This window comes from Rhizosphaericola mali, assembly GCF_004337365.2.
Taxonomy (GTDB): Bacteria; Bacteroidota; Bacteroidia; order Chitinophagales; family Chitinophagaceae; genus Rhizosphaericola; species Rhizosphaericola mali.
In genome coordinates this window covers 3,189,978-3,202,694 of the sequence record NZ_CP044016.1, presented here as the reverse complement: position 1 = coordinate 3,202,694, position 12,717 = coordinate 3,189,978, and the positions used below count along the sequence as shown (strand labels likewise).

At 42.1% G+C, this 12,717-nt stretch carries 13 protein-coding genes; 4 read left to right on the top strand and 9 right to left on the bottom strand.

The window, feature by feature from the left end:
* The first annotated feature begins 9 nt into the window (after positions 1–9).
* From E0W69_RS13805 to E0W69_RS13795, 3 genes are read left to right on the top strand one after another with little or no spacing between them, the layout of a single operon-like run.
* Positions 10–1,341: a RagB/SusD family nutrient uptake outer membrane protein gene (locus E0W69_RS13805; protein WP_225321263.1), complete on the top strand. Its 1,332-nt coding sequence runs from the start codon at positions 10–12 to the stop codon at positions 1,339–1,341.
* Between the two features lie 25 nt (positions 1,342–1,366).
* Entirely contained in the window at positions 1,367–2,728 is a 1,362-nt protein-coding gene (locus E0W69_RS13800; protein WP_131330623.1) for a DoxX family protein, read from the top strand.
* A gap of 40 nt (positions 2,729–2,768) precedes the next feature.
* A complete protein-coding gene (locus tag E0W69_RS13795) occupies positions 2,769–4,334 on the top strand; it encodes a hypothetical protein (protein WP_131330622.1) in 1,566 nt (521 codons plus the stop codon).
* 147 nt (positions 4,335–4,481) lie between these two features.
* On the opposite strand, the gene istB is transcribed toward E0W69_RS13795, so the two are convergent.
* The 9 genes from istB to E0W69_RS13750 all read right to left on the bottom strand — a co-directional run bounded on the left by istB (position 4,482) and on the right by E0W69_RS13750 (position 12,408).
* A complete protein-coding gene (gene istB / locus E0W69_RS13790) occupies positions 4,482–5,228 on the bottom strand; it encodes an IS21-like element helper ATPase IstB (RefSeq protein WP_131328747.1) in 747 nt (248 codons plus the stop codon).
* A gap of 52 nt (positions 5,229–5,280) precedes the next feature.
* A complete protein-coding gene (gene istA, locus E0W69_RS13785) occupies positions 5,281–6,843 on the bottom strand; it encodes an IS21 family transposase (protein WP_131329686.1) in 1,563 nt (520 codons plus the stop codon).
* Positions 6,844–7,003: 160 nt separating this feature from the next.
* Positions 7,004–7,519 carry a hypothetical protein gene (locus E0W69_RS13780; RefSeq protein ID WP_131330621.1) on the bottom strand — a complete coding sequence of 172 codons (516 nt, stop codon included), beginning with the start codon at positions 7,517–7,519 and terminating at the stop codon, positions 7,004–7,006.
* Between the two features lie 58 nt (positions 7,520–7,577).
* On the bottom strand, positions 7,578–8,258 hold the full coding sequence (locus tag E0W69_RS13775; protein ID WP_131330620.1) for a conjugal transfer protein TraI: 681 nt from the start codon (positions 8,256–8,258) through the stop codon (positions 7,578–7,580).
* 31 nt (positions 8,259–8,289) lie between these two features.
* Positions 8,290–10,791, bottom strand: a complete 2,502-nt coding sequence (locus E0W69_RS13770) for a TraG family conjugative transposon ATPase (protein ID WP_131329432.1) — start codon at positions 10,789–10,791, stop codon at positions 8,290–8,292.
* A gap of 35 nt (positions 10,792–10,826) precedes the next feature.
* Positions 10,827–11,135: a DUF4133 domain-containing protein gene (locus E0W69_RS13765; RefSeq protein WP_131329430.1), complete on the bottom strand. Its 309-nt coding sequence runs from the start codon at positions 11,133–11,135 to the stop codon at positions 10,827–10,829.
* 8 nt (positions 11,136–11,143) lie between these two features.
* The gene (locus E0W69_RS13760) at positions 11,144–11,590 is read right to left on the bottom strand and encodes a hypothetical protein (RefSeq protein WP_131330619.1); all 447 of its coding nucleotides are present in this window, start codon (positions 11,588–11,590) and stop codon (positions 11,144–11,146) included.
* A gap of 83 nt (positions 11,591–11,673) precedes the next feature.
* The gene (locus E0W69_RS13755; protein WP_131329427.1) at positions 11,674–12,000 is read right to left on the bottom strand and encodes a DUF4134 domain-containing protein; all 327 of its coding nucleotides are present in this window, start codon (positions 11,998–12,000) and stop codon (positions 11,674–11,676) included.
* 78 nt (positions 12,001–12,078) lie between these two features.
* Complete coding sequence (locus E0W69_RS13750; RefSeq protein ID WP_131330618.1) at positions 12,079–12,408, bottom strand: hypothetical protein; 330 nt, start codon at positions 12,406–12,408, stop codon at positions 12,079–12,081.
* A gap of 18 nt (positions 12,409–12,426) precedes the next feature.
* Here E0W69_RS13750 and E0W69_RS13745 point away from each other — a divergent pair, with 18 nt between their 5' ends.
* On the top strand, positions 12,427–12,609 hold the full coding sequence (locus E0W69_RS13745) for a hypothetical protein (protein ID WP_131330617.1): 183 nt from the start codon (positions 12,427–12,429) through the stop codon (positions 12,607–12,609).
* Positions 12,610–12,717 lie beyond the last annotated feature (108 nt).

Here is a 12,717-nt window from a genome sequence, read left to right as displayed (position 1 = left end):
AAAAAGTATATGTTTTTTTCAATATTACTTGGATTCGCTGCGAATTCTTTTTCTTCATGCAATAAATTCCTAGAAATAAACCCCAAAGACGATGTCTCTGATGATCAAACCATTGTGGATGCAGCGTCTGCAAGGACGGCTATTAGAGGTGTTTATCGTGCTCTTTCGGCTGATAGTTATTATGGCAATTCATTTCCTTCACTAGGATATTTAAATGGCGATAATGTTCAATGGACGGGATCTCAATCTATTGTCCAACAGTTTATCAGTCATAATGTTCATTCTGACAACGGAACGATAGAGTCTGTTTGGACAGCAATTTATGCAACTATAAACCGAGCAAATAACGTTATTGCCAAATTACCTAATGTAATTGATGTTAATTTAAGTGATTCAGAAAGGAACCAAATTAAAGGTGAAGCATTTTTTGTAAGGGCTCTTTCATATTTTGATCTAGCTCGTACTTGGGGAGGGGTACAATTAAAATTGAATCCTACTGTTTCCCTTAGTGGTAATAGTGGAATTAAAAGATCAACTTTAGAAGAAACCTATGTTCAAGTATTAAATGATTTGGATTCCGCAGAAGTACTACTGCCATTAGTAACAAATAGAGTTCGAGCTACAAAAAAGACAGCATGGGCTCTAAAGTCTCGATACTACTTATACCAACAAGATTGGCCCGATGCTGAAACATATGCTACAAAGCTGATTACGGATAATAATTATAGTTTACTTGCTCCATATAACGCATGGTGGGCTAATGATGTGACTGCTACTGCAGAATCGATATTCGAACTCGCTTATAGTGCTAATTATACCAATAGTCAACGTAACCAATGGCAACCACCTGCTAATGGAGGTACAAGACAAATAGCTCCTAGTGATGCTTTTCTTTTATTAGTAAACGACCCTTCAGTTGGCGGAAATAGGAGTTCGTTAGTTGCCCAAACTACACAGGGACTTTGGTATGGAAATTTGTATTATAGAAGTCCAGCTACAGATCCTGCATATGTAATTCGTATTGCTGAGCTGTACCTCATACGTGCGGAGGCAAGGGCTCAGCAAGGAAATCTTGCCGGAGCATTGTCCGATCTGAATATAGTACGAAATCGCGCCGGACTGACAGATTACACCACTTCTACAAAGGCCGATGCATTGCTTGCCATAGAAAACGAAAATAGGATAGAATTTGCCTTGGAAGCGCACAGGTGGTTTGATCTGGTGCGTACAAATCGGGCACAGACAGTACTTGGTATTACCGACAATAACCGATTGCTGATGCCGATTCCCATTAATGAACTGACCGTAGATCCCAATCTCACTCCCAATGCTGGATATTAAATTGCTCATTTCAAAAACTTAAAATATGCAGATTGCAAATGTTCAAAAAACGGCAAATACAATTTTATCCAAATGGGATAGAATCCTTTTCCGGTGGGCTTTTATTTTTTTTATATTACAGTTTCTGCCAATTGATACTCATTTTTTCAGTTTTTTCAGTACTGAAAAATGGCCTTTATTTTCCTTTCCGTCCTTATTTTATATAACGCGCTACGTACCGCATTTCTTTTCAGGAACAGGTGCTTGGAGTCTTCCGGGATGGTTCGACCTTATCTTTTGGGGTTTTGTAGCAGTATTAGGAGTGGTTGTTTGGAAATTATTTAAAGTCGATGAGGCAAAGGTGCAAAAGTTGGAATATGTGCTCAGAGGCCTATTGCGTTATCGATTGGCTCTTGGGATCGTTGGTTATGGTTTTCTCCAATTCTTTTCGGTGCAGGCTCCTTTCCCTTCGCTCAGCAATCTCAATACACCGTATGGGTATTTTTCTGATTGGAAAATATTTTCCCTGAGTTTGGGCATTGTACCGGGATACGAATCGTTCTTGGGTGCAGTACAGATTCTGCTGGGTATATGGCTGGCTGCTTATAGGAAAACGGCGGGTATTGTGTCTCTGTTTATTGCCATTTTCCTGGGCAATGTATTTTTTTCCAATCTTGCCTATAATGGAGGAGAAGGCGGATATAGTCTTTTTTTGCTATTGATTGCACTTTACCTATTTTACCACGATTTTATAAGGCTGTTAAATGTCACAACAATGGGAACCGCGGCAATACCTGATACGTATGTGCCAGTTGTTGTCTCCAGAAAATGGAAGGCAATATTGCTCATCGGTAAGATAGCTTTCTTTCTGGTCTTCATTTTGCTTCTGGGCATTGATGCGTCGTCTTTTAATGCTGAAAGATCCTATCAGTTTCCGGCAAGTGCTGGATTGCGCGGAATCAAAGGATTTTATAATGTTTCCTCGTTCAAACTAAACGATTCCATTATCCCTTATTCAGAAACGGATACGTCAAGATGGGGGAATGTCGTATTTGAAGACTGGAACACAGTTAGTGTGAAGGTCAACAAGAAACTAAATCCGATAGAACTCTCAGAGGAGACAATATTCAAAAATGATTATGACCGTGTTTATGAAAATTCAGGTACCATTGGAAGGAATTACTATTATTATACGTTTGATTCTACAAGAGGAGTTCTTTTATTGAAGAATAAAAACTCCCATTATATAAATGATATCTGGCAATTCCAATTTCGGAAGTTACCCGGCAACGGTCTTATCCTGAAAGGATTCAATACGCTTACCAAGGATTCTGCTGATATTCAACTAGATAAAATAGACAAAAAATACCTATTGGAAATTGGCAGGAAAAAAAATATCAATATATAATGGAGAATCTCCTTTTGTTCATTAAAAAATTATTGTAAACATGGTAAATATAAATGACAACGGTTCTGAATGGGTAAAGGAGACTGATGGTCTCTCTCAGGATCGTATCTGGAGCTTATCGGAAAAATTTCTGTTCCGCACCGCGTTTATTTTTTTCATTCTGTTCAGTATTCCCCTTTCGGGGAGGTGGTATGCCGACCTGTTTTCCATCAACTGGCTGCGTCTGCATTACAGGGACATATACGATATCGCCCGGTTTTCTCCTGTTTTTTTAGGAAGAAATTCATCCTTTTTTCTGCTTGGTTATGGTGATTGGTTACTCTTATTGTTAGTTGCGCTTGTGGGCGCGTTGGTCTGGAGTCTGATTGACCGAAAGACCCAATCGTATGAGAGACTATATTACTGGTTGCGGGTAATCGTACGTTTCCGTGCCGGTATTGGTATCATAGGATTTGGATTTACCAAATTACTGCCGGTTCAGATGCCTTATCCTTCATTGGGCTTGCTCAATACTAATTTTGGCGACTTTACTGCCCAAAAAATATATTGGCTATCCATTGGTATTGTTCCTTGGTACCAAGTGTTTGCAGGGGTGGTAGAATGTGTCGCTGGTGCATTTCTGTTTTTTAGGAAGACTATATTTCTTGGCGCGCTTTTACTGTCGAGTGCATTAGGTGATATTACCTATGTTAATTTTGCTTATGACGGTGGAGTACATGTGTACGCTTCTTATTTCGTTGTGTTTTCGGCATTTCTCTTGCTTTACTATGTAAAGGATATTTACATAGTGTTGATAAGGCAGGAAGTTGTAGTCCCACATTGGTATGTACCTGTATTTGCTAAGCGGCTTAGGTGGACTCGCTTTGGGCTGAAAACGGTGACTATAACTGTATTCCTTGTTCTTTTGTTTTACGTGCAGCTCATTAATTTCTGGTATGATCCCTACAAGCAACCTGCTGTTGCGGGTGAACAAGCACTGAGGGGGAACTATCGTGTCGAAGAATTTACCATCAACGGAAAGGCACTTCCATATTCGCCTTTGGATACTGCCCTTTGGCAAAATGTAACTTTTGAAAACTGGTCATCATTGAGTTTTACGACTAATAAGCCCCACGTGATAGATCTTTCCAATGGGGGAGGAAGCCCGATGAGGGATATTGACCGGACATTTGAAGTTACGGGCGCCGCAGGGGGCAAAAACGTCTATCATTATGAGGCCGATACGGTAAATCATATTTTGTACCTGGAAGATAAAAACATAGCAGGTGTAGTAGGTAAAATAAAGAGGGGTGGCGAAACTAACAAAGCTTCACTGAACAACCTGAATTATGGGGAAAACAGAGAAGCTCGGCATACGGAAAAAAAGAAAGAGAACTGGATTCCCGATTCCTCGTTAAAATATATAAAGGACGAACGGTTGTCTATACAGAAAATTGCTTATTCGGCAAGAAGGGATAATGAATTTGCAGAAAAGCAGCGAAAGGTGAAACGAGGGCGTATGGTTTTACATTATCAAACGATAGATGGATCGGAAATACTATTGTCTGGTATAGACAGCCATAATGATTCCATTGTGGTAAAACTGGTAAGGTGTAAAAACCGATGAAATTGACCCCCTAATACCAAAATTAAATTGACCCCCTAAAAAACGCTTTCGAAGAAGCGTATTTTTAGTATCGCAATATGGCCCAAAAATTATCCAAAGAACATGTTGTATTTGTAGTGCAAAGTTACTAAATCTAAATCAGCACCATTACGGCTGTATTCTCTTTTTCTTTCTCAAGGATTCACCATATAGTTCGATACGTATCGCTTGGTGTACGATTCTATCCAAAATTGCATCCGCTACCGTTTTCTCGCCAATGATATCGTGCCATTTTGCCACAGGTAATTGAGAGGTTATCATTGTAGATCTTTTACCATGTCGATCCTCAATGATGTCCAACAGGAGATTCCTTGCTGCTCCGTCCAGTGGTTGCACACCAAAATCATCTAAAATGAAAAGCTGCGCCTTTTCTATTCTGGCAAGTTCCTTTAAATGGGAACCTTCGGCTTTGGCAACTTTTAGTTGTGCCATTAATTTGGAAGTAGTGGCGTAATAGACTTTGTATCCCAGTATACAAGCTTGATATCCAATGGCGGAAGCAAGAAAGCTTTTTCCCGTACCAGTACTACCGGTAATAAAAACATCGCTCGCCTGATCGATAAAACTACCTTCTAATAGTCTTTGTACGAGATTACGATCCAAGCCACGATCTCCTTGATAGTCCAGTTGTTCTGGTTGGGCACTATAGCGAAAGCCTGCATTACGTATGGATCGTTGTTGTGCCCGGTATCTGCGATCCTCCCATTCCGATTGTATGAGAAAATGGATCAACTCATCCTGCGTATAACCTGGACCACTGGAGCCATCCTGTTCGATATAGGATTTAAAAGCACTGGCCATGCCACTGAGGTGCATGCTGCTCATTTTGTCTAGGCATTCTTTGTTTGTGTTCATATCTGTTGTTTTATCTTTTATTAGCGATGATGGATTTTACTTTTGTAAACGGCTATTGATAATACTTTCCACCGCGTATATTGTCGTGATCTGGCATGGACGAGTCTGGTAGGTTCTGTGGTGTATCTTCGTCCATAAAGTCCGCCTTGGACTTCAGTATTTTTTCTATAATACCATAGTTATAGATGCCGTATTCATGAGCTCTTTTACAAGCATTAACCAGTCTGGAAGCTCCTACTTTTCTGCCGATATTCAATATCCCTTGGCAAGCACGTAGGTTCTTGTCGGGGTATTCCGGCCGCGCCAATACTTTTTCCAGATAGAAATTCACTTCTTCGGAGATTTCCTCGGCTTGCTGTAAAAAAGCGGTAGGATCCCACATGGAAGCTGCCCCCGATTGCCAACTGGCCAAGTGGGCAGGGTCTTGTACGTATTTTTCTTTTTGGTAACTGCGTGCATGCTGACAGATAAGTTCACTTCCTATAAAGAGTTCTACGCGGGTACTACTATAGAGGAGCTTTATTTTTTTACCGATGTATTTATAGGGAACGCTGTAATAATGATAGTCCAGTGCCACGTATCCATTTTTACCTACGGTGGTAATACGGCTATCCAAAGGATCGTATCGGTATGCGTTTAAGGGTTGTAAAGTATCTTTTTCCAAAGTCTCAAATTGCTCCCTGCGACTGGGTAATCCAGCAGTCATCGGATGATTATTATGCCTTTCCAAATGAAGAGCAATAGCTTCATTGAGGTCGTTCAAGCTGTGATATACGCTTTTGTCTATTTGGGTAAATATGGAAGTGTAAACCAGTTTTACGGCTCCTTCCACCAAAGCTTTGTCTTTGGGACGGTACACTCTGGTGGGGAATACATGCGTTCCATAATGGGCAGCAAACGCAGCAAAGCTTTCATTGACCTTGGACTCATAACGCCCCGGTTTACTGACGGCAGACTTTAGATTGTCTGGGACAACCGCTTGGGGTACGCCACCAAAATAATGGAGTGCCGACTCACAGGCATCTATAAAATCTTCTTTCTTCTGGCTAGCCACCGCCTTTACATAGGTCAATTGGCTACAGCCCAATATCGCCACAAATACCTCTACCGCAGTAATGGCTCCTGTATCAGGGTCTGTGAGATAGAGCTTTTTACCCGTAAAATCAATATACATTTTATCGCCCGCCTTATGTACCACCCGAAGTGATGGACGGATCTTACCCATGTATAAATTGAGATAATCCATAAAACGAGAAGATTTATAACCATTTGGATGAAGTTGTCTGTACTGCTCATACAACATCCATTTGGTTACGCCTCTGTTTTTGCGTAGTTGACGGACATAGTCTGCCAATAAGGGCTCGAGCGCCTTGCTGCGCTGGCTGGGACTCCACTGTGGTCGCTGAGCTACACCCAATAGGGACAGCAACTGTTCATCGCTCATCGCGGATAATTGTGTGGCATCATAGCCACTACCACGCAGTAATGTTAGATACTTCTTAACCGTATTGCGAGATATACCTACGGCGGCACTTATATATTTACTTCCCCTGCCTTCAAGTGATAGGCGTATCAATTGTCTAATCTTGTACATTTCTATTGTTCTGTTTGCCATCGAAAATCACCATTTGATGTAGTGGTAACTTCCGAGTTTTTACGCTACAATACAACATAGACTCCTAGATATTTTAGGGGGTCAGTATACTTTGGAAATAGGGGGTCAATTTAATTTTGGCGAGTGGGGGTCAGTTTGAATTGGCGGAACGGGGTCACTTTCATCGCCTATTCCAATCTATCCTCTGGATGCGTTCATCGTCCGTCAACTGGTATTTACCGTCTGTCAGCAAATTGTTTAACGCGTCTATGTCTTTTCCAGCTGCTGTCATCAGACCTTTTACAAGCGTTTTCAGGTATTTCTTTTCCTGCAAGGATAGCATATCTGTGCTGGATATATTTTTGTAAACGGAGGTCTGCAATGTTTCCATTTTGGCATAGATCTCCATCGTTTGAACAGCCGAAGGATATTTTCGAATGTTTGGATTTATCTGTAACAAAGAACTATAATATAGACTATGCAAACCGTATTCCCCATTTTTAAAGGAATGTGTTAGATCCAGCCCATTCTGTGCTATTGAAAGTCCTTTGTCTAAAAGATTACTATAGGTTTGTAAATATCCAATCTGGAGGATATTGTTTTGGATCATTTTTTTATCTTGGTTGCCAAACAATTGGGCATGTCCACGAGTTGCCAGGATACATACTATAAATGTGGTGATAAGTGAGATTTTCATAACTATTATATTTTTGTTTTATAAATAGGCCAAAAGGATAATAAGGGGGAGCTTTCTTCTATAGCCCGTAATAGGATTTGATGGCTTTTACTTCTGTTTCGGACCTAGCTCGGCTCATACAGACCAGTTGGTTCTGGCGGTTGAACTGCAGCAGCGTAATCCTGTTGTTTTCCATGTTTGTCGCCAGCTTTTCGATGAGCGCCAAACGCCTGCCGTCACTCATTTGTGTAGAGTAGGCACTGATGATGGTAGTAAGTGCTGAAAGGTCCTGTACACTTTTGTCCAGTATGCCCGTATAGACCGTGTACATGTACAGTATCTCCTTTGGCGTAAAATGGGCATCGTTTTTAAACAGGTTATAGGCTGTTTTATAGTCCGATACCATTTGCGTCTGCATCTGTAAGATTTTTCCCACTTTTTTATAGCCACTAATGACGGATTTTACCTGCTGTAGCTCCTGGTAGTAACCACTGAACAGGGTCTGTTCTTTTTGGGCAAAAGCGGCGATCTCGTCGAGTTTGAGTTTACCCATTGTATTTTCCACTACTTTTTGTGCATTCTGTAAGACAATGGTCTGGTTTTGTAGTTTCTGTATGCTGATATCAATGGCCTTGATGGCGGCTTTGATGGCATCACTGAACAAGGAGCCAAAAAGTGCATGGCTTTTTGTTGTGGGAGCAACGGACATCCCAATGGTCAATACTAAGGAAAGGAGGACTATCCCAAATTTAGTTTTCATGACATATTATTTTAAAAATGAAAAATCGAGGTCATTGTTTTTTGGTGAGTTGGCGTATACCGGCTTCCATGCTGCCGTACTTTTTGGCATATTCGAGTACCTCCACGCGTTCCTTGCCTTCGGTCGTATAGGCGAGGTATTCCTCGGGGCAGAGTTCGTTTTTGAATACCTTCATGCTTTGCCCACCGAGATCGATGAAGATCTCCCGGTTCTCCTTGTTGACGGACAATAGTAGCGCCTTGCCTTTGTCCGAAAGTCCCAATACGGATTGTAATTTGTCGAACTTGCTTTGGTATTTGCGCATGTCCATGAGTATCTTGACATCGGCGTTGTTGATGATCGCTTCCTTGATAACCGGACTGTCCACCAGGTCGTCGAGTTCCTGCGTAATGACGATGGGTATCCCGTTGAACTTACGGATGGTCTTGAAAGCGTATTTCAAAAAAGCCGCCATACCCGCCTTGGCGATCGCAGCCCAGGCCTCGTCCACACAGAGTACCTTGCGTTGTCCTTCCAGGTTGCGCATCTTGGAAATAAACAGTTCCATCACCACCATCGTTACCACCGGGAACAGGATCGGATGATCCTTGATCGCATCGAGTTCTATAACGATGAACCGGTTATTCAACAAATCCAGGTTCTCTTTGGCGTTCAAAAGGAAATCAAATTCTCCACCTTTATAGTAAGGCCTCAAAACATAAAGGAAATTATGCACATCAAAATATCGGTCTCGAACGCCCTGTGTTTCAAGTAACTTCACATAGTCTGATTGTAGGTATTCATAGAAACTGTCAAAACAAGGAAACATCTGATTGTTATTTGCAAGATGCATATAATACCCCGCCACGGCATTAGAGAGTGCCACGTACTCACTACGCGTAAAATCCTCGTTTTCCTGCTTCCAGAGTGCCGCGAGTAGGGTCTTTAGGCTTTCCTTCTTTTCCGTATCCAGTGTTGTCCCTTTCGGTAGATAAAACGGATTGAACCTGATCGGGTTGTTTTCCTCGTAGGTGAAGTAATAGCCACCACTGAGTTCACATTGCGCCTTGTAACTACCTCCGATATCCACCACAACGATATGACCTCCCTGTATGTATTGGGAACGAAGGATATGGTTGACGGTCATCGATTTACCACCGCCACTGCTACCACATACGAGTGTACCCATATTGGAGGTAAGACCTTTCTTTCTAGGGTTGTCATAGAGATCTAGCCAAAGCGGCATGCCGTTACGGTCACAGAACCTTGTCCCTGTATCTGCTTTGTCACTATGGTAGGCAGTCTCCATAGTTAACATGCAGGAGGCTTGTGGAATAAAAGTGTCAAATAGCTCACTGCTTGGAATCTCACTTTCGTTTCCAGGTAGTGCTGCCCAATACAGTTGGGCGGCACATAGATCCTCCTTTCGGGGGCGGAAACCTGCCTGCGAGACGGCGGCAGCAACTTTGGTATCCAGTTCTGCCACGGAAATATTCCCTTCCGTCCAGGCGCTGATGTGTATATGGGCTTTTATGGGGGCTATACCCTTGGAAATGGACTCGTCCATAAAATCGTTGATCGCATTTGCGCTAAGCGCATTGTTTCTTCCGGATAACGATAAGGACTGCATCCTTTTTCTTTTTTGCTCCAATTCCCGCATTGTTTTTTGTCCGTCGCTGATGACAATGAACTGTTCCAGGCTATGGTTGCATTCCAACAAAATACCCAAGGGTGCCATAAAACCGGTACTCAGCGTCGTTTTGTCCGTACTGAACTTGTCATATCTCTTGGAAGAAGCAACAAAGGCAGGTAGGTCCTCGGTCTCTGACAGACTATAGGTCACTACTTTTTTATTACCTATTGTGAACTCTGGTTTGAACTGGATATCGACCAATTTGGATGAACTACCCATAGGTTCCAGGTTTAGATGACTATCCAATAGTCCGTTTTTTTCTTTTGTGCCCAATAATTGCACTTCGGACAACCGACGACTTTTGACCAGACCATCTTCTGAAAGTACCCTTTCAAACCGCGCTACGTTAGCCTGGAAATCCATCAAGAAACGGTTATTCAACACTGCGGGTTCGATAAAGTGTTTTCGAAGTAGGTTACTGGAGACGTGAGAGGCGGGTTTTCTTCCAGGAGCCTTCATTGTGAGCATCAAAAAACTCCGGTGTTTCAGTGTTGCCCTTCCCTTGAAATGGGAATTGGCACTCAGGGAGAGAAAATCCTTTTGTTGGGATACTGTGCCCACTCCATCCTTTGTAAAGACGTCTTTTTTGTGGAGGATGCATCCAACGGGTAACAGTCCAATCACCTTTGTCCATAGGGCGTGTAGCCTTTCGTATTCTTCCGTGGAAAGGGTGAATATCTCGGGTAGTTCCAGCTCCAAACAAAGGGTGATGTCTCCCTGTTTGGAAAGTAAAAATCCGTTTTCCATTTTGTAAAGAGGGAACATCTCTTTCAAGTCCCGACGTTCGTCCTTGGGTTCTTTCAGTTCCAATAGAAACGAGGCAACCAGAACAACGACTAGTATAAAAAAAACAACGATCATAATTTACCGGTTGAAGAAGAAATAAATAATAATTACTATAGGTCTTTGAATAGTCTAACCATCGTCCTGGTCTTGAGTGCTTTGGGGAGCGCCTTGAATCCTGCTTGTTTACCCAGACCATGCACGCCGTATTTTTTGGAATACTTACCAACTATTGAAAACAACAAGGTGCCGAGTGTGCCAATGACGGGAAGCACCAGATAGAGTGTGACACCGATCAGGTAAAGCAAAGCAAACAAAAACAGCAGAGCGACGAGTCCGACCACCATATAGACCAGATACTGGGCACGGATCCCCTTGAATTCCAGTGGGCGGTTGATGCCCTTGTTGAAACTATACTGCATATCGCTGTTTAATGGATGATTTTGGTAGAATGGAAGTATTCCTGTATTTTTTTGAGCAGTACATAATTGAAGGCGGTATCGGTCTGGCTATCCTCACTGAACTGAAAATCCTCAAAGATGGGAATCAGAAGCGCTTCCAGATTGGTAATCTCATAGACGAGTATGCCCTGTTGTTTCCACCTTAGATACTTGCTGCTGAACTGAGTCTCCAAGAAATCCGACAAAAAAAGGTATCGGGACGGTTTTAGGTCCTGTGTCAGAAAATCCATGCACGCTTCCTCTATGAAACTGGGAGCGGTTTCTTGTTCTATCAGTTGGTCCAACAAAGGATAGGCGGTCTGTACTTTTTGTTCCAGGTATTCGGTTACCTTTCCTGCTCCCTGCAATGCCAGCAATAGATCTGGATTATTTTGCAGCATATAACTGTGTAGTTGATGTATTAGTATTTGTTCCATTTCAATGATAAATTTGGAGTTATGAATTGTGAATTGTAGAATCAAGACAACTATATACGAATAGTTACCCAGTGTCCATTTAACTAGACGCCAAAGAAGCTTTGTAGGACGGTAGCAACAACGACTAGGAAGATGCAGCTACCAAACCATGCGGCGGCCACTTTGTTGGTGTCTTGGTCCCCGGAGTTCCATTTGTTGAATACCTTGATGGCACCTACGATACCCACTACGGCACCGATAGCATACATCAGTTTAGTGGCAACGGAGAAATAGCTTTTTACTTTCGTCGTAGCTTCTTCAATACCTGCGGCACCGTCTCCGGTCTGTGCCATTACGACAACAGTGAGTGTAGTCAAAAGTATGGTGACTGACAAGACCTTTATAGTCTTTGGAATTTTGATTAGTTTCATGATGGATTGGTTTTGAGGTTAAAAAATTGCAGAAATATGTAGTTGTAGTTAAGTAGAATTAGATAAATCAAAGTTGTCTTATTCTTTTTTCCAGACGGCTTTGAGGTCGTCTTCTTCTAGTACAATACCACAACTATCCAGTGCGGTCTGCGACATATGCCAATTCAAGGAATCCATGAAGGGCGTAAGTTCATCCGTGAGATTTTGTTTTTGGATGATACTTGAAAGTTTTGAGATCAATTCTTTGGAATCTGTATTGGTACCCAGACTCGACAATACTTCTGTGATCTGGTTGCCTGTCTCTGTTGTTTTGTCCAGTTTCCGAATGGTTTCCGGCGTTTCTTCTGGTGGGATTTCATGATTGGATTCTTCTTCCATCTGGGTATTTTCAGGGGATAGTGCGCCCATAACGTTGATGGCGGAATTGTGCGATGGGAAGTTTGTCCTTGGAGAAATGTTACGGGAAAAAGAACGAATGATCTTCTTCCCGTAAAAGCGGAAACCAATACCTACATAATAGACTGCTGTGGTGACTCCAATAGTCATCCAATAATGCGACGAGCTAATTTTTTCCAACATGGTGGTAGATTTTTTTTGTTGTTGAAATAAACACGGTGTCGTGTTGTTTACAATAGCAAAACTGGCCAAACGGAGAAGCCGAAATCCCAAGGTGTTCCCAAGTTGGGTAGTTAAAAAATGTTAAAAGTCTCGTTGAGT

Coding starts and splice junctions, on each gene's coding strand:
- E0W69_RS13805 (WP_225321263.1), top strand. CDS start 10: ATGTTTTTTTCAATATTACTTGGATTCGCTGCGAATTCTTTTTCTTCA.
- E0W69_RS13800 (WP_131330623.1), top strand. CDS start 1,367: ATGCAGATTGCAAATGTTCAAAAAACGGCAAATACAATTTTATCCAAA.
- E0W69_RS13795 (WP_131330622.1), top strand. CDS start 2,769: ATGGTAAATATAAATGACAACGGTTCTGAATGGGTAAAGGAGACTGAT.
- istB (WP_131328747.1), bottom strand. CDS start 5,228: ATGAACACAAACAAAGAATGCCTAGACAAAATGAGCAGCATGCACCTC.
- istA (WP_131329686.1), bottom strand. CDS start 6,843: ATGGCAAACAGAACAATAGAAATGTACAAGATTAGACAATTGATACGC.
- E0W69_RS13780 (WP_131330621.1), bottom strand. CDS start 7,519: ATGAAAATCTCACTTATCACCACATTTATAGTATGTATCCTGGCAACT.
- E0W69_RS13775 (WP_131330620.1), bottom strand. CDS start 8,258: ATGAAAACTAAATTTGGGATAGTCCTCCTTTCCTTAGTATTGACCATT.
- E0W69_RS13770 (WP_131329432.1), bottom strand. CDS start 10,791: ATGATCGTTGTTTTTTTTATACTAGTCGTTGTTCTGGTTGCCTCGTTT.
- E0W69_RS13765 (WP_131329430.1), bottom strand. CDS start 11,135: ATGCAGTATAGTTTCAACAAGGGCATCAACCGCCCACTGGAATTCAAG.
- E0W69_RS13760 (WP_131330619.1), bottom strand. CDS start 11,590: ATGGAACAAATACTAATACATCAACTACACAGTTATATGCTGCAAAAT.
- E0W69_RS13755 (WP_131329427.1), bottom strand. CDS start 12,000: ATGAAACTAATCAAAATTCCAAAGACTATAAAGGTCTTGTCAGTCACC.
- E0W69_RS13750 (WP_131330618.1), bottom strand. CDS start 12,408: ATGGGCGCACTATCCCCTGAAAATACCCAGATGGAAGAAGAATCCAAT.